24 protein-coding genes are annotated in these 21,293 nt (G+C 67.6%); 13 read left to right on the top strand and 11 right to left on the bottom strand.

All coding sequences use genetic code 11. The features are described from left to right. Positions 1-5: 5 nt before the first annotated feature. On the top strand, positions 6-233 hold the full coding sequence (locus PO883_RS26190) for a hypothetical protein (protein ID WP_289312366.1): 228 nt from the start codon (positions 6-8) through the stop codon (positions 231-233). Here PO883_RS26190 and PO883_RS26185 read toward each other — a convergent pair. From PO883_RS26185 to PO883_RS26175, 3 genes are all read right to left on the bottom strand, one after another. Continuing rightward, a complete protein-coding gene (locus PO883_RS26185; protein WP_289312365.1) occupies positions 230-1,639 on the bottom strand; it encodes a HAMP domain-containing sensor histidine kinase in 1,410 nt (469 codons plus the stop codon). The two genes, PO883_RS26190 and PO883_RS26185, sit on opposite strands and share 4 nt — an antisense overlap. After that, positions 1,632-2,318: a winged helix-turn-helix domain-containing protein gene (locus tag PO883_RS26180; RefSeq protein WP_289312364.1), complete on the bottom strand. Its 687-nt coding sequence runs from the start codon at positions 2,316-2,318 to the stop codon at positions 1,632-1,634. The genes PO883_RS26185 and PO883_RS26180 overlap by 8 nt, the downstream gene beginning before the upstream one ends. A gap of 91 nt (positions 2,319-2,409) precedes the next feature. After that, positions 2,410-2,949 carry a Spy/CpxP family protein refolding chaperone gene (locus tag PO883_RS26175; protein ID WP_289312363.1) on the bottom strand — a complete coding sequence of 180 codons (540 nt, stop codon included), beginning with the start codon at positions 2,947-2,949 and terminating at the stop codon, positions 2,410-2,412. Between the two features lie 162 nt (positions 2,950-3,111). Here PO883_RS26175 and PO883_RS26170 point away from each other — a divergent pair, with 162 nt between their 5' ends. The 4 genes from PO883_RS26170 to PO883_RS26155 all read left to right on the top strand — a co-directional run bounded on the left by PO883_RS26170 (position 3,112) and on the right by PO883_RS26155 (position 4,977). Further along, positions 3,112-3,432, top strand: coding sequence for a helix-turn-helix transcriptional regulator (locus PO883_RS26170; RefSeq protein WP_289312362.1), 321 nt, complete (start codon positions 3,112-3,114; stop codon positions 3,430-3,432). Next, positions 3,429-4,103 (top strand): MIP/aquaporin family protein, encoded by a 675-nt coding sequence (locus PO883_RS26165; RefSeq protein ID WP_289312361.1) that lies wholly within the window; start codon positions 3,429-3,431, stop codon positions 4,101-4,103. Before PO883_RS26170 ends, PO883_RS26165 begins: the two co-directional genes overlap by 4 nt. Before the next feature lie 28 nt (positions 4,104-4,131). Next, positions 4,132-4,614, top strand: coding sequence for an arsenate reductase ArsC (locus PO883_RS26160; RefSeq protein WP_289312360.1), 483 nt, complete (start codon positions 4,132-4,134; stop codon positions 4,612-4,614). A gap of 138 nt (positions 4,615-4,752) precedes the next feature. Then, positions 4,753-4,977 carry a hypothetical protein gene (locus tag PO883_RS26155; RefSeq protein WP_289312359.1) on the top strand — a complete coding sequence of 75 codons (225 nt, stop codon included), beginning with the start codon at positions 4,753-4,755 and terminating at the stop codon, positions 4,975-4,977. 18 nt (positions 4,978-4,995) lie between these two features. Here the strand turns inward: PO883_RS26155 and bla are convergent, their stop codons facing one another. After that, positions 4,996-5,898, bottom strand: coding sequence for a class A beta-lactamase (gene bla, locus PO883_RS26150; RefSeq protein WP_289312358.1), 903 nt, complete (start codon positions 5,896-5,898; stop codon positions 4,996-4,998). 175 nt (positions 5,899-6,073) lie between these two features. Here bla and PO883_RS26145 point away from each other — a divergent pair, with 175 nt between their 5' ends. Both PO883_RS26145 and PO883_RS26140 read left to right on the top strand, forming a co-directional pair. Further along, the gene (locus PO883_RS26145) at positions 6,074-7,153 is read left to right on the top strand and encodes a cache and HAMP domain-containing protein (RefSeq protein ID WP_289312357.1); all 1,080 of its coding nucleotides are present in this window, start codon (positions 6,074-6,076) and stop codon (positions 7,151-7,153) included. A 20-nt stretch (positions 7,154-7,173) separates the two neighbouring features. Further along, a complete protein-coding gene (locus PO883_RS26140; RefSeq protein ID WP_289312356.1) occupies positions 7,174-7,743 on the top strand; it encodes a hypothetical protein in 570 nt (189 codons plus the stop codon). Here the strand turns inward: PO883_RS26140 and PO883_RS26135 are convergent. Further along, positions 7,740-8,090 (bottom strand): hypothetical protein, encoded by a 351-nt coding sequence (locus PO883_RS26135; RefSeq protein WP_289312355.1) that lies wholly within the window; start codon positions 8,088-8,090, stop codon positions 7,740-7,742. The genes PO883_RS26140 and PO883_RS26135 overlap by 4 nt on opposite strands. A 120-nt stretch (positions 8,091-8,210) precedes the next feature. Between PO883_RS26135 and PO883_RS26130 the strand changes: the two genes are divergently transcribed. The 3 genes from PO883_RS26130 to map are packed head-to-tail and all read left to right on the top strand — an operon-like array spanning position 8,211 to position 11,854. After that, a complete protein-coding gene (locus PO883_RS26130) occupies positions 8,211-10,445 on the top strand; it encodes a hypothetical protein (RefSeq protein WP_289312354.1) in 2,235 nt (744 codons plus the stop codon). A gap of 18 nt (positions 10,446-10,463) precedes the next feature. Then, the gene (locus PO883_RS26125; protein WP_167090917.1) at positions 10,464-11,051 is read left to right on the top strand and encodes a TetR/AcrR family transcriptional regulator; all 588 of its coding nucleotides are present in this window, start codon (positions 10,464-10,466) and stop codon (positions 11,049-11,051) included. An 8-nt stretch (positions 11,052-11,059) separates the two neighbouring features. Continuing rightward, a complete protein-coding gene (gene map, locus PO883_RS26120) occupies positions 11,060-11,854 on the top strand; it encodes a type I methionyl aminopeptidase (protein ID WP_289312353.1) in 795 nt (264 codons plus the stop codon). Here map and PO883_RS26115 read toward each other — a convergent pair. The 3 genes from PO883_RS26115 to PO883_RS26105 all read right to left on the bottom strand — a co-directional run bounded on the left by PO883_RS26115 (position 11,851) and on the right by PO883_RS26105 (position 14,033). Further along, entirely contained in the window at positions 11,851-12,363 is a 513-nt protein-coding gene (locus PO883_RS26115) for a Clp protease N-terminal domain-containing protein (RefSeq protein WP_289312352.1), read from the bottom strand. The genes map and PO883_RS26115 overlap by 4 nt on opposite strands. 14 nt (positions 12,364-12,377) lie before the next feature. After that, on the bottom strand, positions 12,378-12,596 hold the full coding sequence (locus PO883_RS26110; protein ID WP_289312351.1) for a helix-turn-helix domain-containing protein: 219 nt from the start codon (positions 12,594-12,596) through the stop codon (positions 12,378-12,380). Between the two features lie 159 nt (positions 12,597-12,755). After that, on the bottom strand, positions 12,756-14,033 hold the full coding sequence (locus tag PO883_RS26105; protein ID WP_289312350.1) for an endo-1,4-beta-xylanase: 1,278 nt from the start codon (positions 14,031-14,033) through the stop codon (positions 12,756-12,758). 363 nt (positions 14,034-14,396) lie between these two features. Between PO883_RS26105 and gbpA the strand changes: the two genes are divergently transcribed. Then, positions 14,397-15,809, top strand: coding sequence for an N-acetylglucosamine-binding protein GbpA (gbpA, locus tag PO883_RS26100; protein WP_289312349.1), 1,413 nt, complete (start codon positions 14,397-14,399; stop codon positions 15,807-15,809). A 15-nt stretch (positions 15,810-15,824) separates the two neighbouring features. Here the strand turns inward: gbpA and PO883_RS26095 are convergent, their stop codons facing one another. From PO883_RS26095 to PO883_RS26085, 3 genes are read right to left on the bottom strand one after another with little or no spacing between them, the layout of a single operon-like run. Then, positions 15,825-16,385, bottom strand: a complete 561-nt coding sequence (locus tag PO883_RS26095) for a DUF2939 domain-containing protein (protein WP_289312348.1) — start codon at positions 16,383-16,385, stop codon at positions 15,825-15,827. Between the two features lie 52 nt (positions 16,386-16,437). After that, a complete protein-coding gene (locus PO883_RS26090) occupies positions 16,438-17,676 on the bottom strand; it encodes a PAS domain-containing sensor histidine kinase (protein ID WP_289312347.1) in 1,239 nt (412 codons plus the stop codon). Beyond that, a complete protein-coding gene (locus PO883_RS26085; RefSeq protein ID WP_289312346.1) occupies positions 17,666-19,009 on the bottom strand; it encodes a sigma-54 dependent transcriptional regulator in 1,344 nt (447 codons plus the stop codon). The genes PO883_RS26090 and PO883_RS26085 overlap by 11 nt, the downstream gene beginning before the upstream one ends. Positions 19,010-19,236: 227 nt before the next feature. Between PO883_RS26085 and PO883_RS26080 the strand changes: the two genes are divergently transcribed. After that, positions 19,237-20,529 (top strand): efflux RND transporter periplasmic adaptor subunit, encoded by a 1,293-nt coding sequence (locus PO883_RS26080; protein ID WP_289312345.1) that lies wholly within the window; start codon positions 19,237-19,239, stop codon positions 20,527-20,529. 78 nt (positions 20,530-20,607) lie between these two features. Then, positions 20,608-21,288 carry an ABC transporter ATP-binding protein gene (locus PO883_RS26075; protein WP_289312379.1) on the top strand — a complete coding sequence of 227 codons (681 nt, stop codon included), beginning with the start codon at positions 20,608-20,610 and terminating at the stop codon, positions 21,286-21,288. The last annotated feature ends 5 nt before the right edge of the window (positions 21,289-21,293 follow it).

The raw sequence follows: 21,293 nt of genomic DNA, 5'->3' as shown, positions 1-21,293 counted from the left end.
CGCCCATGCTTGCGTACGCGAATCTGTCCGGCGACTCCGGGGTGCAGGCGTACCGCATCGGCGCGCGCCAGATCACGGTGCGCTTCGCCGGCGGCGCGGTGTATGTCTACACCTACGCCAGCGCCGGGCGCGAGCGGGTGGAGACGATGAAGCTGCTGGCGCAGGCGGGGCGGGGCCTGGCAACCTATATCAGCCAGCACGTGCACGACGCTTACGCCAGCAAGCAGCCTTAAGCCACCGGCAACGGTGCTGGCAACTGCACGCGGAAGCAGCAGCCTCCCGGCTCGCCCGCCAGGCAGCGCACGTCGCCGCCATGATGGCGCGCAATCTGGCGCACCAGGGACAGGCCCAGGCCGACGCCGCCGGCCGACTCGCTCGCGCCCGGCACCCGGTAGAACGGCTCGAAGATGCGCTCGCGCTGCGCCTCGGGCACGCCGGGGCCGCTGTCGCACACATCGAGCACGACCGCGTCCTTGTCTTGCCAGCGCAGGCTGGCGTGCACCGACGAACCGGCCCCGTAGCGGGCCGCGTTTTCCAGCAGGTTGCGCACCAGGCGCCGCAGCAGGCGCGCGTCGCCCGCCAGGGTCAGCGCCGCCGCGTCGAAGCTCGCGCCCACCCGCGTGCACTCCTCGGCCACGATGGCGGCCAGGTCGGCCTGCTCGTCGCTGCGCGCCAATTCGGCGGTGGCATCGAGCCGGCTGGCCAGCAAGACTTCATCGATCAACTGGTCGAGTTCGCCGATATTGCGGGTCAGCTCGTCGCGAATCGCCGGGGCCGCCTGTTCCTGCATCAGTTCGACCGCCATGCGGATCCGCGCCAGCGGCGAGCGCAATTCATGCGAGGCGTTCGCCAGCAAGCTCTTCTGCGAGCCGACCAGCGCCTCGATGCGCGCCGCCGCCTGGTTGAAGCTGGTGGCCAGGCGCGCCACTTCATCCTTGCCTTCGACCGCGACGCGGGTGCCGAGCTGGCCGCCGCCCCAGGTTTCCACGCTCGATTGCAAGCGTTCCAGGCGCCGCGTGAGGCGCCGCACCACCGGATAAGCGGCGGCCGCGACCATCATGGCGACCAGCAGCAAAATCACCAGCAGGCCGAGCGAAGCGCGCTTGCCGTAGGCGCGCTGGCCGACCAGCCAGCGTCCGTCGGGCAACTGCAGGGTGAACACCGCCATCGGCCCGAACAGCCTGGTGTCGCGCTGCGCGTTCGACAGTGGCGGCAAAGGCGCGCCGGCGGCGGCAAGCGGCTCGCCGCCGGGCGTGTACAGTGCCAGGTCGGTTTGCAGGCGCTTGCCCCAGCGGGTCAGCGCGGCTTGCTGCTGCGCGCGCGCGGCGCTGGCGGGCGGCAGCACGCTGGACGCCAGCTCGGCGATGGCTTCATTGCCCGAGTTCAGGTGTTCCGGATCGTAGGCCCAGTGCACCAGCCCGAACAGGCAGGCGGCCAGTCCCAGGCTCACCAGCAGCGCGCCGTATATGCGCAGGTACAGGTGGTGCGCCATCGAAAAGCGCCGCGCGCGCCGGCCGCGGCCGCGCTCCCGGGGCGGGCTGCCGTCGCGCTCGGCTGCGCGCTTCCAGCCACGTTCGCGGCCACGATGGCCCTTGCCATCCCCGGGTCCGGCCTCGGCTTCGCGTTCGCGCCTACGCATCCTGCACCTTGGCGAACACATAGCCGGCGCCGCGCACGGTGATGATGCGCTTGGGCTGCCTGGGATCGTCCTCGATGGCCTGGCGCAGGCGTCCGATATGCACGTCGATCGAGCGGTCGAACGGTTCCAGCGACTCGCCCTTGACGGCGTCGATCAGGTGCTCGCGCGAGAGCACGCGCCCGGCGCGCTCGGCCAGCGCCTGCAACAGGTCGAACTGGTAGGCGGTCAGGCTGCGCGGCTGGCCGTCAACCGTGACCTTGCGCGCGCCGCTGTCGATTGCCAGGCGCCCGAACTGGCGCACGCCGGTCTCGGCCTCGGCCAGTTGGGGACGGCGCAGCACGGCGCGCAGGCGCGCCAGCAGTTCGCGCGGCTCGAATGGCTTGGGCAGGTAGTCGTCGGCACCCAGTTCCAGCCCCACCACGCGGTCGAACGGATCGCCCTTGGCGGTGAGCATGACGATCGGCACCGACGCCAGCGGCGCGCCCAGGGCGCGGATGCGGCGGCACACCTCCAGGCCGTCGGCGTCGGGCAGCATCAGGTCGAGCAGGACCAGCGCCGGGGCGCTCGCCTGCAGCTCGGCCAGCCCGGCGGCGGCGGTGGTGGCGTGCGCCACCGCGTAACCGTTCTGGCCGAGGTAGGTGACGACCATGCCGGCCAGGCGCTCGTCGTCTTCAATCATCAAAATGCGCGGAAGCATGCTGGAGCTGACTTGTCGTCCAAAGTGTCGGAAGGCCCAAGGATACATGGCTCGGCGGGTTCGGGACAGGCGCTCATTGCATGCGGTTTTTCATGTGCGCGGCGAAGCGCACGCGCTGCTCGGGGGTGAGCACCTCGGCCGCATCTTCCACCGCGGCAAGGATGCGTTTGCTGACCGTGTCGAGCCGCTGCACTTCCTCCACCCGCAACTGTTCCAGGGCGACCCGGTCGATGGCGGGCGCCGACAGCAGCGCGTGCGCCTTGTCGCGGCTGGTCTTGTGGTCGCGGTGCATCGGTTGCAGGTCGGCAAAGGCGGATTGGGCGATGGCGGACAGGCGCGCCTTTTGCTCGGCCGTGCCGTCGCGCAGGAGGTGATCGACCATCTTGTCGATATGTTTGGCGGCATCGGCCGGGTCCAGCGCGGCGAAATGGCTGCGATGGCCGTGCATGCCGCGTCCTTCGCTGGCAAAGCTGGCGCCGGCCAGGGTCATGGCGCCGGCGGCCAGGCCGAGGGCGGCACCGACCAGCCAGCGGCGGCCGCGCCGTGCCGGGCCGTGTTCGCCGTGTGCGTGGGTGTGGTCGTGGTGCGGGTGTGAGTGCTTATGCGGATTCATGGGCTGCCTTTCGTGAGTGCGGGACCAGGGTGGGCTCGCATGGTTCCACTGTAGGGCGCGCCCCTGTCTGCTTCGTGTGCGGCCGGTAAAGTTTTGTAAAGCGGGTACTTGTGCATCTTCGACGTTTCCAATATTATGGAAACGTGGAATAAGGAGCGGGCAATGGAAAACAAGGATGCACTGGCGGCGCTGGCCGCGCTGGCCCAGGAATCGCGGCTGGCGGTGTTCCGGCTGCTGATCGAGGCGGGGCCGGGCGGGATGTCGCCGGGGCTGATCGGCGAGCGGCTCGGCATTGTGCCATCGTCGCTATCGTTCCACCTCAAGGAACTGAGCCATGCCGGGCTGATCGCCCCGACCCCGAGCGGGCGCTACCTGATTTACGCGGCCCACATGCCGACCATGCGTGCGCTCATCGGTTTCCTGACCGACAACTGCTGCGGCGGCATTCCCTGCGGGCCGGACAGCGGTCCGGTGCCGGCATGACGCTGGCGCGCCGCCTGGTGGCGGAAGGCTTGGGCAGCGCCTTCCTGCTGGCGATCGTGGTCGGTTCCGGCATCATGGCCGAGCGCCTGGCGGGCGGCAACGTGGCGCTGGCGCTGCTGGCCAATGCCATCGCCACCGGGGCCGGGCTGGTGGCGCTGATCCTCACCTTCGGCGCCGTCTCGGGCGCGCATTTCAATCCGCTGGTGAGCGTGTCGGCGGCCTGGCAAGGACAGTTGCCGGCGGCCCAGCTCGCGCCCTACATCGCGGCGCAGCTGGCCGGCGCGCTGGCGGGCGTGATGGCCGCGCATGCGATGTTCGAGCTGCCGCTGCTGTCCGCAGCGCTGCAGGTGCGCACCGGTCCGTCACAGTGGTGGAGCGAGTTCGTGGCCAGTTTTGGCTTGCTCGGGGTCATTATCGGCTGTTCGCGCACGCGCCCGGGCGCCACGCCGTTTGCCGTGGCCGCCTATATCACGGCCGCGTACTGGTTCACCGCGTCGACCTCGTTCGCCAATCCGGCGCTGACCCTGGCGCGCGCGGCCAGCGCTACCTTTGCCGGCATCCGGCCGGCGGACGCGCCCGGCTTCATCCTGGCCCAACTGGCGGGCGCGGGTTCGGCAACCCTGCTGTTCGGCTGGCTGTACCGGCCCGCGCCGGAGACCGGTTCGCCTTGATTGTCATCCACTGTTGAGAAAAATACCCATGAAAACCGTCTTGTTCCTCTGCACCGGCAATTCGTGCCGCTCGATCCTGGCCGAAGCGACCTTCAATCATCTGGCCCCAAGCGGCTGGCACGCCATCAGCGCCGGCAGCAAGCCGACCGGCGAGGTGCATCCGCGCTCGCTGGCCCTGCTGGCGCGCGAGGGCATCGCCAGCGCGGGCTATCACAGCAAGTCGTGGGACAGCCTGGCGCTCACGCCCGATATCGTCATCACGGTGTGCGGCAGCGCGGCCGGGGAAACCTGTCCCGCCTACCTGGGACCGGTGTTGCGCGCGCACTGGGGCGTGGACGACCCGGCCCACGCCAGCGGCAGCGAGGCCCGGATCGAGGCCAGCTTCATGCAGGCGTATGCCACCTTGCGCGCGCGCATCGAGGCGCTGTTCGCACTGCCCGCGGCCACCCTGGACGGCCCGGCAGACGCCTTGAAACGTGAACTTGACCGGATCGGTACGCTGAGCCAATAAGCGGCAGTCGGCAGCTCTACCGTAGTAACAACTTGTTACAGCTTGCCATTCAGTTAAAAATGTGGGCGTACGATGGCGCACAGTGCTGCCTCATCAGTGGGCATACCCTGAAGGCAAGTAAGTTAATACGGGCAGCACATGACATACCGGGGCAAGGAACAGCGCAAGGCCTATGGCATGGCGCGCATGGTCAAGGCGATCGACCGCGCCATCGACGCCTTGACCGACGCCGAGAAGGCGCGCGCGGCGCGCTGGGCGTCGGCGTGGGGCGCGATCAGCGGGATTCATTCGCGCGGCATGCGGCTGCGCCGCACCGGCCTGTTCGCGCAGGGCCCGCGCGGCAAGACCACCTCCACCGCCTGAGGGGCGTGGCCAGCGCTGTTACAGGCGCTTGAAGTCCGCCATCACGATCCGCGTTGCCGCCGCCAGGATCTCGCTGTTGGCCTTGGCGTCCGGCGCCGCCTGCGTGTAGTACAGCGCCAGCACCACCGGCGCGCCCTTGGGCGGGAACACCATGCCGATATCGTTGCTCGAACCGTAAGCCCCAGTGCCCGTCTTGTCCGCCACCGCCCAGCCGGCCGGCACGCCCGCGCGTATCCGTGCCGCGCCGGTCGTGTTGCCGCGCATCCATTCCTGCAACTGATCGCGCTGCGCCGGCGGCAAGCCGTCATCGAGCGCCACGCGGCGCAGCAGGGTCGCCATCGCCTGCGGGGTGGTGGTGTCGCGCGGATCGCCCGGGATCGCCGTGTTGAGCTCGGTTTCCCAGCGGTCCAGCCGGAACGTGGCATCGCCCACGCTGCGCGCGAAGGCGGTCACGCCCGCCGGGCCGCCGATGAGCTTCATGAGCAGGTTGGCGGCCGCGTTGTCGCTGTACTGGATGGTCGCCTCGCACAGTTCGGCCACCGTCATGCCCTTGTCCAGCTCTTGCTCGGTAATCGGGGAATAGGTCACCAGGTCGGCCTTGGTATAGCGCACGCGCTGCGCCAGCAAGCCCGGTACCTTGCTGGCGTGCCCGAGGATGGCGGCGGCAGCAATGGTCTTGAAGGTGCTGCACATCGGGAAGCGCTCGCTGGCGCGATGCCCCAGCTGGCTGCCGGTGCCGGTATCGAGGGCCGCCACGCCAAGACGTCCGCCAGCGGCTTTTTCCAGGGCTGCAAGGCGCGCTTGCGCCTCCGTGACGACGGCCGGGCCATACGATAGCGCGCAGCCCGCGAACAGGGGGGCGCAGGCGCCCGCCGCCAGCAAGGCGCGCCGGCGCGGCGAAAAAGAGTGCGAAGAAGTCATGGGGGCTTTCAATAGTGGGGTGGACGGCACAGTGTTGTAGAGCCGCCATTCTCCACGATGCCTTGTCCCATCTCAACCATTGTCTTGTGGAAATATGGTCTTCTGTCGATATCCCCTCTCCGCTTGCGCACCGTGCGCAGGGACGCCGGGTTGTCCACAGAAAAGGAAACTCCCGATGAAATCCGACTCGTTCCGTCTGACTATTTTTCACAAGCTGGTGATCACCTTGCTGGCGGTATCGCTGATTCCGCTGCTGGGCGTGTGGTACGCGGGCAGCAGCCAGGCGCGCTCGGACGCGGCAGCGACCAGTTCGCAGCAATTGATGATGACCGCCAACGGCATCGCCACCGGCATTACCGGCTGGGACGAGGCCAATGTGCGCGCGTTGCGCCAGACCGCCAAGCTCGACGACATCCGCAGCATGGATGCGGCGCGCCAGACGCCCGTGCTGCGCACCATGGGCGAGAGCTACGAATGGGCGTTCGTGGTGTACACCATCGAGCCGACCGGCGAGAACGTCGCACGCAGCGACGACAAGCCGCTGACCCGCTACGGCGAACGCGGCTATTTTCAGGCGGCCATGAAGGGCGAGGTATCGAGCCGCCAGGTGCTGATCAGCAAGTCGACCGGCCGTCCCGCCCTGACCCTCGCCGTGCCGATCCGCAATGCCATGGGCGGCACGGTGGGCGTGCTGGCCATGGCCATGAAGCTCGATGATATTTCGCGGGTCATCAAGGACACCCGCATCGGCGACACCGGCTACGCGATCCTGCTCGACGCCGACAACAAGGTGATCGCCTCGGGCCGGCCCGACCAGGCCACCGATGCGGTGCAGGACATGAGCAGCTATCCGGCGCTCAAGGTCGATGGCATCAGCGAGCAGCCGACCGTGTATGTCTCGGGCGACAAGCGGGTGGTCGGCTACTCGCGCAAGTTGCCGCAGGGCTGGACCCTGCTGGTGGAACAGGATTACGCCGAAGCCTACGCCGCGCTGGAACGCATCGAAAGCGGCGCGCGCGCACTGATCGTGCTGACCGCCGTGCTGGTGGTGGGCGTGGCCGCCTTCCTGGCCAAACAGTTGACGCTGCCGATCAACCAGCTGATCGTGGTGGCGGAACAGCTGAGCAAGGGTGAGTTTACGGACAGCATTCCGGGCACCCTGCGCGGCGATGAAATCGGCTCCCTGGCGCGCGCCATCGACCGGCTGGGCATCAGCATCCAGATGGCCATCAGCCGGCTGAGCCGCAGAGCATGATGCACACGGGGGGAGACGCCATGACACACCAGGAACTGATGCCGTTCGGCGGCATCGTGGACCAGTTGCGGCAGTTCCGCGACCAGCGCCGCACCGGCACCGCGTTCATCGTCAGCGACGACAATCGCATGGCCCAGGTGCACATGGATGGCGGCAATATCGTCATGCTGCTGTGCCGTGGACAGCGCGGCGAAGAGGCGGTGGCGGCGATGCGCACCATGCTGCGCGCCAGCGTGCGCTTCGACGACAGTTACGTGGCGAAGCAGACGGGCGGCACGGCGGCCGGGGTCAACCTGATGGACTTGCTCAACGATCCGGCGCCGCTGCGCGCGCCGGCGCGGGTAGGGCCGCAGCCGACCCGCCCGCGACCGGCGCCGGCCGCGTTTGCGCGCGAGGACCTGCTCAAGCTCGAACGCATGCTGGCCGGACACATCGGGCCGATGGCGACCATCGTCTGCGCCGAACACGCCAGCGAGGCGGGCGACCTGCGCGCGCTGGTGATGGCGCTGGCGGCCGATATTCCGGACAAGAAGCAGGCTGCCGATTTCCGGCTTGAAGCGGGACGCGCGCTGGGACTGGGGGCGGTTTAGGGCGGCGGAGAGGGCGCGGTTTCCCATCCGACTGCCAGTGCCGCCAGCAGCAGTCCGCCAACGAACATCAGGGCAGCGATACCGAAGGACTGCATGGTCCAGGCCATTTTCAGCCATATAAGGCCGACCGCGCATACCACCGTGCCACTGTAGGCAAGCAGTTTGCGCCAGAGGGGCAAACCGGAAAACAGCTTGGCCAATGGTTCGGCGGCGTCGGCCCGGGCCGCGCGTTTCAGCAGGATATCCTCGCCGCGCGCGGCTGCGGGAAAGCCGCAGGCGGAACAGGCATCGTACACGGCGCTATTGCTGCGTCTGCAGACATGGCATTGCCAATCGCAAGCTTGCATGGTCGGACATCCAGAAACGAAACCGACGCAGTGTAGCACCGGCCCACTTCACATTCAGCACATTCCCAGCGCACACGCGCTTGCTACGCTCATGGTCTGTCAAGTTTCCCCTGGAACGCCATGATCGATCAGCACGACTGCCTGAACCCCACCGTTACGTCAGCGCCGCTCCCCGCGCTGCGTTTTTCCATCCGCGCAGCGATCTGGTTCGCCGGCGTGATCCTGCCGCTGATCGCGGTGGCGATCCTGCTGGCCGCCGCGTACATCGCGCAGACGGGACTGTCCGACGCCATCGCGGTGCACCTGCTCCTGATTGCCAGCGTCCCGCTGGCCAACGCCGTGCTGATGATCACCCTGAAGAGCGAGCGGCCGGCGCTGTCACAGCCGTTGGCGCTGCTGCACGGCTTCGCGACCGGGATCAGCGCCTTCTTCAGCGTGCTGTTCCTGCCGCTCACGCCGGGCGGCATCGCCACCATCATCTTCTTCGGCATCGGCTTGCTGATGCTGGCGCCGCTGTTGTCGCTGCTGGCGGCACTGGCCGCGCGTCGCTTGCTGCGGCGCCGGGTGCTGGCGGCCGGCGGCGCGCCGCCAAGCGCCGCCTGGCCCGGCGTGCTGCTGGCGCTGGCCATTAGCGGTTCGATGGAACTGCCATCGGCCATCACGCGGATCGGCATCCGCATGGCGGCCGATGAAGCGCATGCCACCAGCGCAAACGGGATACGCCTGCTGCGCTACCTCGGCAACGAAAAAATCATGCAGGCCCTGTGCTACGGAGAGGGCAACATCCCGCTCGACCTGACCAGCCTCATTTTGATGAAGCGCGTCTCGAGCACCGCAGCGGAGGCGCGCGCGGTCTACTACCGCCTTACCGGCACCCCGTTCAGCGCCGTGCCGGTGTCCGCCAGCGAGGCGGCCGCCCCGTGGCGCTCCTACGACCAGGATGCCGGCGGCCCGATCGTGGGCGCGCGCGTGGAAGGCCTGCTGCTGGCCGGTTCGCGCATCGATGGCACGGTCGATGCCAGGGCGGCGCTCGGCTACCTGGAGTGGACCATGGTGATCCGCAACGACGGACGCAATGCCGAAGAAGCACGCGCGCGCATCACCCTGCCGGCTGGCGCGGTGCTCGCGCGCGTCACGCTAAAGGACGAGGGTGGAGAGCGCAGCGCGGATGCCGCCGGCGGCATCCGGGCCCGCGAGGCGCGCTCCAAGGCCCATTTCTCCGAGCGCGCCCCGGTCCTGGTGACCACGGCGGGCAAGGACCACCTCATGCTCCAGCTGGGGGCTGTGCAGGCTGGACGCGAGCTGAGCGTGCGCATCGCGCTGACCGCGCCGCTGGTGCTCAATGAACCGGGCCTGGGCTATCTTCAGCTGCCCTCGTTCAGCGAACGCAATTTCGAGATCGCGCCGGCCTTGCGCCATGCGGTGTCGGTGCAATCGGCCAGCGCGCTGCGGGGCGCGCCCGGCATGCGCGAGCAGGCCGGCGCCACGCTGCCGTTCGCGCTGCACGGCGACGTCGCCGAGCCGCTCCCTGGCGTCGGCGCGGCCATCATCAGCGCCGTGCGCGCGCCGGCCGACACGCATGCGTGGAGCCACGACCCGACCACGCAAGGTGGCGCGATCGTGCAATCCATCAGCCAGAAAAGTGCGCGCATTCCGCGCCGCGTGGCGCTGGTGATCGACGCTTCGGTCGCGCTGGCGGCGCAGCGCGAGCAACTGGCGCGCGCCGCGACCTCCTTCCCGGGCAACCTGGAACTGGGCGTGATCGTGGCCGGCGGCCAGGCGCCGCACGTGTTCCTGCACGATCCTTCCGATCCGCTGGCCAGTGTGCGGCACCTGCAGGACATCGCGTACGAAGGAGGGCACGACAACAGCGCGGCACTGCTGATGGCGTGGGAATGGGCGGCGGCCAGCAGCGACGGCGCGGTGGTATGGATCCACGGGCCGCAGCCGATCATGCCCGGCATGGCGGACGCGCTGCTGCAGCACTACCAGCAGCGCCCCGACCAGGTGCGCCTGATCGCCCTGGAAGCGCTCGCCGGTCCCAACGTGCTGTGGGAAAAGATGGATGGCGTGGCCGCGCTGTCACGCGTGCCGCGCATCGGATCGCTGCACGACGACCTGGTACGCCTGCTCAGCGGCTGGAAACCGGCGGCGCGGCAGGTCGTGGCCGAGCGCCGCCGCGCCACGGCCCGGCAACCGGCGCAGGAACAAACCTCGCCCGGCCTGACCTACTTGTGGGCAGGCGAGCGCGCCGCGCCGCTGCGCGCGAAAAGCGCCCGCACGCCAGAAGAAGAGCAGGAACTGCGGCGTCTTGAGCAAGTGCTGAAGGACAGTGCGCTTGACGAACTCAAATAGAATCTATATTCTATTTGAATGGTCAGACTCGCAAAATACAACGCACATACCTTTATCGACGGCGCCATCGAGATCGCCGCCACCTGCGGCATCGGCTCGGTGTCGATGGCGGCGATCGCCATCCGGGCCGGCGCGCCGATCGGATCGGTGTATCACCGCTTCGATTCGCGCAGCACGCTGCTGGCGCACGCCTGGCTGACGGTGAAAGCCGATTTTCGCGAACAGGTGGCGCGCCACTGGGATGAAGAGGACACCTGGATACCGGTGGCGGCGCTGCTCGACTGGTGCCGCGGCAAACCGGTGTATGCGCGTTTTCTGCTGCAATACGAAGACTGCCCGGACCTGGGCGCGCCGCCCTCGGCGGAACTGAACGAGCTGCTCGAAGCGGAGCAGGCGCGCCTCGACGCCTGCTTCGAGCGCTGCCTGCGGCGCCGTGGCGCCGATGGCGACGATGCGGCCCATACGCTGCGTTTCATGCTGATCGACGCGCCGATTGCCATCGTCAAACCCTACCTGGCCCACAACAAGGCGATCCCCGCCACGCTCGACGCGATCCTGCGCGCCTCGCACGACGCGGTCGGCGCGCTGGCCGCCTCACCTCACTGAGAAACCCTATGCGCTACTCCTCACAAACAGAACACGGCAAACCGATTCCCCTGTACGACGAAGCGGGCTTTGAAGGCATGCGCGCGGCCGGCCGCGTGGCCGCCGAGACGCTCGATTTCATCGCGCCGCACGTGCGGGCCGGCGTGTCGACCGCCACCCTGGACGCCATGTGCGAAGAATTCATGCGCGCCGCCGGCAGCATTCCGGCCACCATCGATTACCACGGCTACAAGCACGCCAGCTGCATTTCGGTGAACCATGTGGTCACGCACGGTATTCCGTCGGACAAAAAAATCCTGCGCGAGGGCGACATCGTCAACATCGACGTCACGCCAAAATTCAATGGCTGGTTCGGCGATACCAGCCGCACCTTCGAAGTGGGCACGGTATCGATCCTGGCCAGGCGCCTGGTCGATACCGCGTACGAGTCGATGATGACGGGCGTGCGCACGGTGCGTCCGGGGGCCACCCTGGGCGACGTCGGCGCGGCGATCGAAGCCTGCATCAAGGCACAGGGCTTTTCATCGGTGCGCGATTTTTGCGGCCATGGCATCGGCCAGGTGTTCCACGATGCGCCGCAGGTGACGCACTATGGGCGCGCCGGCACCGGCATCGTTCTCGAACCGGGCATGATCTTCACGATCGAGCCGATGGTCAACGTCGGCACCCACCAGGTCACGGTATTGCCCGACAAATGGACCACCGTGACCAAGGACCGCAAGTGGTCGGCCCAGTTCGAGCACTCGGTGGCGGTGACGGAGAGCGGCGTCGAGATCTTCACGCTGTCGGCCGCCGGGCGCTAACTGCCCCGGTAAGCGCCGATTTCAGCCTGGGCCGCCGCGCGCAGCGCTGCCGCATCGCCCCCCAGCGCCACCAGCGAGCGCGGGGCCACGCCCTGGCGCATCGCCGCCACCAGCGCCACCACGTGCGCGCCCAGCAAGGGGCCGCGCTCGCCCGAACGCTGCTGCGCCAGGGTTTGCATCAGTTCCGCGCCCGAGGGCGCCGCGTCGTACAGGCGCCGGCTTGGCTTGAGCGGTTCGGCTGCATCGAGGGCCGGATCGGGCGTGAGTCCCGCAAAACGCAGCGCGTCGCGATACTGCTGCGCGATCGCCTGCGGCAGCTGCGCCGGATCGGCATGGACCTGTTCGAAGGCGCGGCGCGCCGTGCCGTCTTCCAGGTCGAGCGCGGAGAGCAGGAAATGCTCCGCCGCCGGTTCGCGCTGCTGGTCGGCCAGGGCGTATTTTTCCGCCCCCTGGCACAGATACTGAATCGTCTTCATGTCGCCCAGACGCTGGCGTATGCGTTGAAACATCGACTGCCTCCCGATTAACTGTCTTCATCCGTCACTGAACCCGCCAGGCGCTTGTGGGCGGCCTGCTTCGACACGCCCAGCGCCTGTGCAATGTCGCTCCACGACCAGCCCTGCCTGAGCGCCGCGTTGACCGCCTTGCGTTCCAGCGCATCGGCGTAACGGCGCAGCGCCACGACCGCCGCCAGGGCATCGGCAGGGTCGTCGGGCGAGGGCATGTGGCGGGGATCGATCATGGGTGGAACGATAAGCCAGGCGGAAGATTCTGTCAACATAAGTTGACGATATGCCGAAAAACGGCGGCGTGGGCGTTAATACCACATTTTTTGCGCTTGCCAAATTGGTATGCATAAAACAGGGCGCCTGGCGCCCCTTCCACGCGCGCCGGCCGCCACTCAGGTATTGGTGCAAGCCTTGCCGGACAAGCCATCGGCCACGCCGCGCAAGGCCGGCTTTTGCTGGTAGGCGCCGTCGAACAGCAGCGGCCAGTCGGCGTGCGCGTTCTTGAACAGGTCGGAAATCAGCCAGCTGCCTGGATCGCTCACGCCCCATACCGTCACGCCGCCGCGCAGTTTGGCCGGTACCGTGTCCATATACGCTTTCACCACTTCGCAATAGCGCTTTTTCTGCGCCAGCGCCAGTGCCGGCGTCAGTTCGCGCTTGATGTCGCCGGCTTTGTACGGCGCGCTGAATGGATTATTGATGGGGATATCGAGCTCGGTAATCTTCACCTTCAGATTGCGGTCCACGGCGCGCTTGAAAGCCGCCGAAATGGTGCTCACCGATGGATAATCCATAAAGATATGCATCTGGAAGGCGACCCCGCTGATCGGCACCGAGCGCGCCTTGAAACCATCGAGCATGCTGGTCAGGGTTTGCAGCTTGGCGCTGTCGGCCTCGATGTTGTAATCGTTGTAGTACAGGTCGGCCTTCTTGTCGACCGCGCGCGCATTGATGAACGCCTGTTCGATATAGTCGGTACCCGTCTTCTGGTAAAAAATCGAATTGCGGTAGCCGCCGCCATCGTTAATGGCTTCGTTCACCACATCCCAGCTCGCGACTTTGCCGGAAAAGTGCGTGGCAATCGTTTGCACGTGGGTCTTGAGCATCGCCAGCCAGGCCGCCTTGTCGCCCTGGTAGTTTTTCATGAACGCCGGAACCTGGTAAGCGGCGTGCCAGATCAGGGTATGCGCGTGCAGGGTCTTGCCATTGTCCTTGGCGAATTTCAAGAAATCGTCGGCCTGGGTGAAGTTATAGGTATCCCGGTCCGGATGCAGATAACTCATCTTCATGATATTACCGGCCGTGAGCTGGCTGAAATGGGTCTTGATGACGGCCTGTTGCGGCGGGCTGTTGGTGTAGCTGAAAGCTTCATTGCCATAGGAGAGCGAGACGCCGACCGGGAACGTGGCCAGCTTGCTTAATTTGCTCACGCCGGCCGCGCTGGTCTTCCCGGACGAGCCGGAGTCAACGCCGGTCATGCCGTCGCCCGCCTCGCTGGCCAGGGCCGGCGGGGGCGCATCGTCATGCGCCGGGATCGCATCGGCCGCGACATCGGCCGCGACATCGGCCGCCGGTGGCGCTGGCGCGGCCGTGGGGCTGCCGGGATCGGCGTCACCGCCGCAGGCGGACAGGAGCAGGCATAAACTGAACGTGGCGGAAGAAATTCGCATCGGGTCTCCAGAATGGTTTTTATAGGCTGCAACATTAAATGCAGCGGAATATGAAAACGTTTTCATTGACAAATAAATAACGTTTTGATTGTTGGATTGTGTGGCAAACATTCCCGCAAGTCAATCGGCCGAGCCCGGCCCGCCGGCTATTTTGCGGGTGCCGGAAAGCGCCCGCGCATGCCTGCAACAGAACCTTCCTTTACGCACTGGTATTGCTCCATGGGGTAATTTTGAAAACCAGTTGACTACCACTTTCCCGGCCCGCATCCTCATTGATTTTGAACTGCATGCGAGCGCGCGATGTCGGCCGGCCCGGCTGTATGCGTGCTTACCGATGTCGTCCCGCCCGAAAGGTAAATCAACATGAAAACACTCACCACCATCGCCGGCGCCTGCGCGCTGTTATGCAGCGCCAGTGCCATGGCACACGGCTACATCACCCAGCCTGAATCGCGCAACCTGCTGTGCAAGCAAGGCGGCAACAGCGCCTGCGGCGCCATCCAGTGGGAACCGCAAAGCCTGGAAGCGCCATCCGGCTTTCCGGCCCAGGGACCGGCGGACGGCGTCATCGCCTCGGCCGCGCTGGCGCAATTCGGCGAACTCAATGAACAGACCAGCAGCCGCTGGACCAAGCGCCCCATGCAGGCCGGCGCGAATGTGTTCAAGTGGCAGTTCACGGCCAACCACGCCACGCGCAACTGGCGCTACTACATCACCAAATCGAACTGGAATCCAAACCAGAAGCTCACCCGCGCCTCGTTCGACCTGACCCCGTTCTGCGTGATCGACGGCGGCAACCGCCAGCCGCCCGCACAGGTCAGCCACAACTGCACGGTACCGCAGCGCACCGGCTACCAGGTGATCCTGGGCGTATGGGAAATCGCCGATACGCCGAACAGTTTTTATAACATGGTCGATGTGCTGTTCAAGGATGGCGGCACGGTGCCGGTGCCGGAATGGACGCAGCGCGGCGCGATCTATCCATCGGTCGACCTGGCCGCCGGCGACAGCGTGGCCACGCGCGTGTTCGACGCGGCGGGCGAGCATCCGGAACTGCAAACCAAGGTCACCATCGGCAGCGCCAGCGAGGGCTTGCGCAATAACTGGGCCTATCTGCTGGCCACCCGCATCAACGCCGAACAAGCGCAGCTGCACGCGGGCCAGCTGGGCCAGGACGGCAAGATCACCCCGGTGTACGGGCAGAACACGGTGTACGCGAAAACGTCCAGCGCGCTGACCCGGGTCGAAGTCCAGATCAACAAGGACCAGACGCCGCCGCCGGCCGACTTCAGCGTCAGCGATTTGCGCACGGCATATGTGATCAAGGGCGGGCAACTGGCGATCAACTTCAGCGTCAGCGCCAATGCCGACATGGAGGTCAGCGCGTATGTGTACGACCAGGCGGGCGTATCGAAGGGCTTTGCCACGGCGCCGCTGAACAACAACAGCGCGGCACTGGCGGTGAACCTGAACGCACCCAAGGCGGGCGCGCACCAGCTGGTGCTCAAGGCGGTGGTCAAGGACGGCGGCGCGGTGCTGCAGAAGACCTTCCCGCTGACGCTGACGGAAGAAGGCAGCGCGGCCTACGATCATGTGTTCCCGGCCTCGCTGGCCAGCTACAAGGCAGGCACCCGCGTGCTGCAATCCAAGAACGGCAAGGTCTACACCTGCAAGCCGTTCCCGTACAGCGGCTGGTGCACGCAGTGGACCGCGGCGTCGACGCATTACGAGCCGGGCGTGGGCGCCAACTGGCAGGACGCCTGGATCGCACCGTAACCAGGCAGCCCTTGCCTACCTGGAAGCGGCGGCGGGGGCGCCCATGCGCACCTCCGCCAGCTTCCACGATGCCAGGCCGTGACGCTCCATCACGAGCGACATGCGCCGGTCGCCCGGATTGTCCGGTTCCAGGTGCATGATGAACTGGCCGAGGCCGACGCGCTCGGAAGTGTACTTGCGGTCCGGCTTCTTCGGCCCATTCTCTTGCGCGCCATGCGGGCGCGGATGCAGCGTTCCCTGTTCCATCGCGCGCATGACGAATTCCGGCCGCACCATGGCGTCGACCATCTTGTCGGCCATGGCCATTCCCAGCATCTTGCCGATTGCCGTGCCGGCTTCACCGAACGCGCTGGTGTCGCTGCGCTTGACTTCCTCGTTCATGGCGGCGCCGAGCTGCAGCTTGACGCTTTCGCGCAGGCGCGGGTAATCGACGCGCTCGTTGAAGCTCTCGGCGTTGTTCTCGCGGGCCGCCGCGCGCATCTGTTTCAGGGCGATCAGGGGGGAGTAGTACCAGTACGCCGCGCCGGCGGCGACGCACAGCGTGGCGATACCGAGCTTGAGGTGGATTGCCTTCACGGATGTCCTTCTATAGGTTGACGGTGTGCCGGATTCTACACGGCGCGCGCCGTCAAAATGTAATGATGAAGCGCGCGCCGCTGCCGATCGATTTGGCATACCGCACGGCGCCGCCATTGCGGTGCACCAGCTGGCGCACCATGGCCAGGCCGATGCCGCTGCCCTTGCTTTTGGTCGAAAAGAAGGGCGTGAAGATATCGGCAATGACTTCGTCCGCCACGCCCGGCCCGTTGTCGCACACGTCGATGCGCAGCCGGCCGCCGCGCGCCAGCCTGGCGCTCACCTCGACGTGCGGCGCGGCGCCCTGCGCGCACGCTTCGGCGGCGTTCTGGAGCAGGTTCACCAGCGCCTGTTCCAGCTGGCCCGGATCGGCCATCAATTCGAGCGATTCCGGCTCCACCCTGAAGCCGGCGCTGCCGCCGCGCGCCTGCCACGCCGGCCCGATCAGGGCCGACAGGCGCGCGAACATCTCCTGCACCACCACCCGCTGCGGCGCCGCCTGCGGCACGCTGGCCAGGACCCGGTAGCCGCTGACGAAATGGGTCAGGCTGTCGGCGCGGCGGGCGATGGCGTCGAGCGCGATACCGAGGTCGCCGGCAACATCGGGCGGCAGGCCGGCGCGCACGCCGTGCACCATGTCGCGCGCGCTGTGCGAAAGCGAGGCCACCGGCGTGAGCGAATTCATGATCTCGTGCGTCAGCACGTGCACCAGCTTTTGCCAGGCCTGCATGGCCTCCGCCGCCAGCTCGTTTTCCATCGGCGTCAGGGCCACCAGCCGCTGCGGCTGGCCTTCGATGCTCAATGCGGCGGCCGTGGCCAGGGCGCGCTCGATTCCTTGTTCGGTGTCGACGTCGATCATGCGGCGCTGGCCCGGCGCCAGGCCGGCCAGGGTGCGGCGCAGGGCATCGAGGTCGGTGGCGCGGCCGGGTGCCAGCAGGCGGCGCGCATTGGCGTTGACTGGCTCCACGGCCAGGGGCAGCTGCGCGCTGTCGATGCGGAACAGGGCAATCGGCGCATGCTCGACCTGCGATTCGAGCGCCAGCACGCGCGCGGCCAGCTGCGCCTGGTCGTGCGGCACGCCGGCCGGTATTTCCAGCGGCGGCAGGGGCGCCACGGCCGCTGACGCAGCCAGTCCGCGCCGGATCAGGCCCACGCCCAGCAGCGCCGCCAGCGCGCTGGCCGCCGTCGCCGCCGAGATGGTGGCGCCATGCGCACCGGCGCCCCACGCGGCGGCGCCGAGCAGCAGCGCCCCGGCCCAGATGGCGCGCCGTGGCGCGGCGTCACAGGCCATGCTTGGCGCGCTTGCGGTAGACGGCGGCGCGGCTGATGCCGAGCAGGCCGGCGGCGTGGGTGATGTTGCCGCGCGCCTGCGCCATGGCGGCGGCCACGGCGTCGCGCTCGATGGCGTCGAGGGCGAGCATGTCGGTGCCGGCGGCACGCGGCGCCGGCGCCGGCTCGCCGCCGTGCAGGCCGAAATCGGCGACGCCGTGGGTGCCGGGCTGGCCGAGAATGACCGCGCGCTCGCACGCGTGGCGCAGCGCGCGCACATTGCCGGGCCAGGGATGCGCGCACAGCGCATCGAAGGCGCCGGGGGCGATGGTGGCGGGCGGCTTGCCGTACAACTGCGCGTAATGGGCCAGGTAGTGGCGCAGCAGCGCGGGAATGTCCTCGCGCCGCTCGCGCAGGGGCGGCACGCGGATCACGATGGTATTGAGGCGGAACAGCAGGTCGGGCCGGAACACCTGCGCGTCATACAGCCTGGCTTCGTCGAGGTTGGTGGCGCTGACGATGCGCACATCGATCGCCTGCGGGCGGTCGGCGCCGAGCGGCGTGACTTCGCGCCGCTCCAGGGCGGTGAGCAGCTTCGATTGCGCGGCCAGCGGCAGGTTGCCTATTTCATCCAGAAACAGGGTACCGCCGGACGCCGCCTGGAAGCGCCCGGCGCGGTCGCTGCGCGCATCGGTAAACGATCCCTTGCGGTGGCCGAACAATTCGCTCTCCAGCGTCGCTTCCGGCAGGCTGCCCATGTCGACGGCGAGAAACTGGCCGGCGGCGCGGCGCGAGGCCAGGTGCAGGGCGCGCGCGACCAGTTCCTTGCCCACCCCGTTCTCGCCCAGCACCATGACGTTGGCCTGGGTCGGCCCGACGCTGGAGACCAGCGCGCGCAGCTGGCGCATCGGCAGCGATTCGCCCATCAGGGCATCGAGGGCGCCGCTGGCAGGCGACGCCGGCGCGGCGCGCCGTGCCAGCGCCGCTTCGACGATGGCGAGCAGGCGCGCGTTATCCCAGGGCTTGGTCAGGAAATCGCTGGCGCCGCGCTTCATCGCCTCGACCGCCAGCGCCACGTCGGCGTAAGCGGTCATGACGATGACCGCCGGCGCATCGGGCAGCGCGCGCAGCTGATCGAGCAGCGCCAGGCCCTCGGCGCCGTCGGTGCGGCCGGGCGTGAAGTTGAAGTCGAGCAGCACCACGTCGGGCACCCCGCCCTGCAGATGGCGTGCCAGCTGGCGCGGATCGGCCAGGGTGGCCACTTTTGCCGCGCAGCGGCGCAGCACCAGTTGCGCCGCGTAGGCGACGTCGGCGTCGTCGTCGAGGATCAGGATGCGGGCGGGATTGTCGGCCATGGCGCGGAGGTTGAAAGCAGGTGCGCCGATTCTAGCAGCAGGCCGCCAGCGCCACCAATCAATCCGTCCGGTGGCGACCCAGGTGTCCGAAAGCGCACACTTCGCACCGTCCGCTTCCGCACGGATCATGCGCAACACGCTTATGGGAATGGGCGCGTGCCCCTGGCGCGCACATGGCACGGATGTTGCGATCCATCCGTCCATTACTTCACAGCCCGACGGTCGCCATGATTGTTCCGATAGCCCCACCAGCAGAGCGCCCCAGCGGCGCCGCGATGGACCAGCCGCTGCAACGCCGCCGCGGCAAACGCGCCTTGAGCGCCGCCGCGCTCGCGCTGGCGCTGCTGGCGGCCGGCGCGGCCCTGTGGCAGCAGTTGCCGCGCGGGCTCCAGGTGGCGCGCGCCGACGCGCGCATCGCCAGCGTGACGCGCGGCGTGTTCCGCGACGACTTGGCCGTGCGCGCCATCGCCGCGCCGCTGCACTCGGTGATGCTCGACGCGGTCGAATCGGGCCGCGTGGAAGAAGTCTTTGCGCGCGACGGCGCATCGGTCAAGCAGGGGGACGTGCTGTTCCGGCTGTCGAATCCGCAGCGCCGCCTGGACCTGCTGGCGCGCGAAGCGGAGCATGCGCAGCAGATTTCCAACCTGACCAATCTGCGCATCGCGCTCGAAGCGAGCCGCATGGAGCGCGAGCGGCGCGGCGCCGAGCTGGCGTTCGCCCTGGCCCTGGCCGAAAAGCAGCACGCGCGCAATGCGGCGCTGGCGCAGAAGGGCTTCGTGTCTTTGAGCGCGCTGGAAGACTCGGACGACCGCGTGGCGCAGCAGCGCCGCCTGTACGAGAGCGAGAAAGCCGGCTACAAGACCGAAACGGCGACGCAGCGCGACGCGGTCAGGCAGATGGAGCAGGCCATCGGCCGGCTCGAAGCGGGCCTGCAACTGGTCAACGCCACCATCGATGCGCTGGCGGTGCGCGCGCCCGTGTCGGGCCGCCTGACCGATTTTCATTTGCAGGTGGGCGAAACCGTGAAACCCGACCAGCACCTGGGCCGCATCGATGACGTGGACCAGTTCAAGCTGGCGGCGCAGGTCGACGAGTATTACCTGAACCGGGTGGCCGTGGGCCGCCAGGGAAGCACCACCATCAACGGCCGGGCGCATGCGCTGACCGTGAGCCGGATCTACCCGCAGATCAAGGAGGGCCGCTTTGCGCTGGAACTGGCGTTCACCGGCGGCCAGCCGCAAACCTTCAATCCGGGCCAGGGCACGGAAGCGCTGGTCACGCTCGGCGGCGCCAGCGACGCGCTGCTGCTGCCGCATGACGCCTTCATCAACGATAGCGGCGGCGTGGCGGTGTATGTGCTGGACAAGGATGGGGGAACAGCCGAACGGCGCGCGATTCGCACCGGACGGCGCAACAACACCCAGGTCGAGGTACTGGCCGGCCTGGCGCCGGGCGAGCGGGTCATCGTCTCGTCGTATGCCGGCTACGGCAAGGCGGCGCGGCTCCAGTTCCAGGATTAGATTTTTCATGTTGGCTTACCCGGAGATGACACAATGAACGCCACACCAATCAACCCCACCCCACGTCGGAAGGACGGCATGCTCAAGCTACTCAATGTCAGCAAAACGTTCCAGGGCGGCGAAGTGCGCACCACGGCGCTGGACCGCATCACGCTCGATATCGACGCCGGCGAATACGTGGCCATCACCGGGCCGTCCGGCTGCGGCAAATCGACCCTGCTATCGATGCTGGGATTGCTCGACACGCCCGACAGCGGCGAATACTGGTTCGATGGCCAGAACGTGGCCGGGTGGAGCGAAGCGCAGCTGAACCAGCTGCGGCGCGGGCGCATCGGCTTCATCTTCCAGAGCTTTAACCTGATCGAAGCATTGTCGGTGACCGAGAATGTGGAACTGGCGCTGGAGTACATGAACGTGCCGGCCAGGGAGCGGCGCGAGCGCGTCGCGGCGATGCTCGACAAGCTGGGCGTGGCGCACCGCGCCAAGCACCGGCCCTCGCAACTGTCGGGCGGGCAGCAGCAGCGCGTGGCGATCGCGCGCGCGCTGGTGGCGAACCCCGCGCTGCTGCTGGCCGATGAGCCGACCGGCAACCTCGATAGCGCGCATGGCGATGAAGTCATGCGCCTGCTGCGCCAGATTAACGCCGAAGGCACCACCATCATCATGGTGACGCACTCGCCGTCGCATGCGGCGCAGGCATCGCGCACCTTGCGCCTGCTCGACGGCCGCATCCTGGTCGACGCACTGCAAGCGGCGTGAGGGAG

Source organism: Massilia sp. DJPM01, from assembly GCF_030348125.1.
Lineage (GTDB): Bacteria > Pseudomonadota > Gammaproteobacteria > Burkholderiales > Burkholderiaceae_D > Telluria_A > Telluria_A frigida.
The sequence above is the reverse complement of the archived record's forward strand: the minus strand, read 5'-3'. Positions and strand labels throughout refer to the sequence as shown.

Bases quoted from the DNA above. Each gene is read 5' to 3' on its own strand.
- PO883_RS26125 (WP_167090917.1), top strand. From the start codon at position 10,464: ATGGTCAGACTCGCAAAATACAACGCACATACCTTTATCGACGGCGCC.
- PO883_RS26130 (WP_289312354.1), top strand. From the start codon at position 8,211: ATGATCGATCAGCACGACTGCCTGAACCCCACCGTTACGTCAGCGCCG.
- PO883_RS26105 (WP_289312350.1), bottom strand. From the start codon at position 14,033: ATGCGAATTTCTTCCGCCACGTTCAGTTTATGCCTGCTCCTGTCCGCC.
- gbpA (WP_289312349.1), top strand. From the start codon at position 14,397: ATGAAAACACTCACCACCATCGCCGGCGCCTGCGCGCTGTTATGCAGC.
- PO883_RS26110 (WP_289312351.1), bottom strand. From the start codon at position 12,596: ATGATCGATCCCCGCCACATGCCCTCGCCCGACGACCCTGCCGATGCC.
- PO883_RS26155 (WP_289312359.1), top strand. From the start codon at position 4,753: ATGACATACCGGGGCAAGGAACAGCGCAAGGCCTATGGCATGGCGCGC.
- map (WP_289312353.1), top strand. From the start codon at position 11,060: ATGCGCTACTCCTCACAAACAGAACACGGCAAACCGATTCCCCTGTAC.
- PO883_RS26140 (WP_289312356.1), top strand. From the start codon at position 7,174: ATGACACACCAGGAACTGATGCCGTTCGGCGGCATCGTGGACCAGTTG.
- PO883_RS26160 (WP_289312360.1), top strand. From the start codon at position 4,132: ATGAAAACCGTCTTGTTCCTCTGCACCGGCAATTCGTGCCGCTCGATC.
- PO883_RS26135 (WP_289312355.1), bottom strand. From the start codon at position 8,090: ATGCAAGCTTGCGATTGGCAATGCCATGTCTGCAGACGCAGCAATAGC.
- PO883_RS26180 (WP_289312364.1), bottom strand. From the start codon at position 2,318: ATGATTGAAGACGACGAGCGCCTGGCCGGCATGGTCGTCACCTACCTC.
- PO883_RS26165 (WP_289312361.1), top strand. From the start codon at position 3,429: ATGACGCTGGCGCGCCGCCTGGTGGCGGAAGGCTTGGGCAGCGCCTTC.
- PO883_RS26185 (WP_289312365.1), bottom strand. From the start codon at position 1,639: ATGCGTAGGCGCGAACGCGAAGCCGAGGCCGGACCCGGGGATGGCAAG.
- bla (WP_289312358.1), bottom strand. From the start codon at position 5,898: ATGACTTCTTCGCACTCTTTTTCGCCGCGCCGGCGCGCCTTGCTGGCG.
- PO883_RS26170 (WP_289312362.1), top strand. From the start codon at position 3,112: ATGGAAAACAAGGATGCACTGGCGGCGCTGGCCGCGCTGGCCCAGGAA.
- PO883_RS26090 (WP_289312347.1), bottom strand. From the start codon at position 17,676: ATGGCCTGTGACGCCGCGCCACGGCGCGCCATCTGGGCCGGGGCGCTG.
- PO883_RS26080 (WP_289312345.1), top strand. From the start codon at position 19,237: ATGATTGTTCCGATAGCCCCACCAGCAGAGCGCCCCAGCGGCGCCGCG.
- PO883_RS26115 (WP_289312352.1), bottom strand. From the start codon at position 12,363: ATGTTTCAACGCATACGCCAGCGTCTGGGCGACATGAAGACGATTCAG.
- PO883_RS26175 (WP_289312363.1), bottom strand. From the start codon at position 2,949: ATGAATCCGCATAAGCACTCACACCCGCACCACGACCACACCCACGCA.
- PO883_RS26085 (WP_289312346.1), bottom strand. From the start codon at position 19,009: ATGGCCGACAATCCCGCCCGCATCCTGATCCTCGACGACGACGCCGAC.
- PO883_RS26190 (WP_289312366.1), top strand. From the start codon at position 6: ATGCTTGCGTACGCGAATCTGTCCGGCGACTCCGGGGTGCAGGCGTAC.
- PO883_RS26145 (WP_289312357.1), top strand. From the start codon at position 6,074: ATGAAATCCGACTCGTTCCGTCTGACTATTTTTCACAAGCTGGTGATC.
- PO883_RS26075 (WP_289312379.1), top strand. From the start codon at position 20,608: ATGCTCAAGCTACTCAATGTCAGCAAAACGTTCCAGGGCGGCGAAGTG.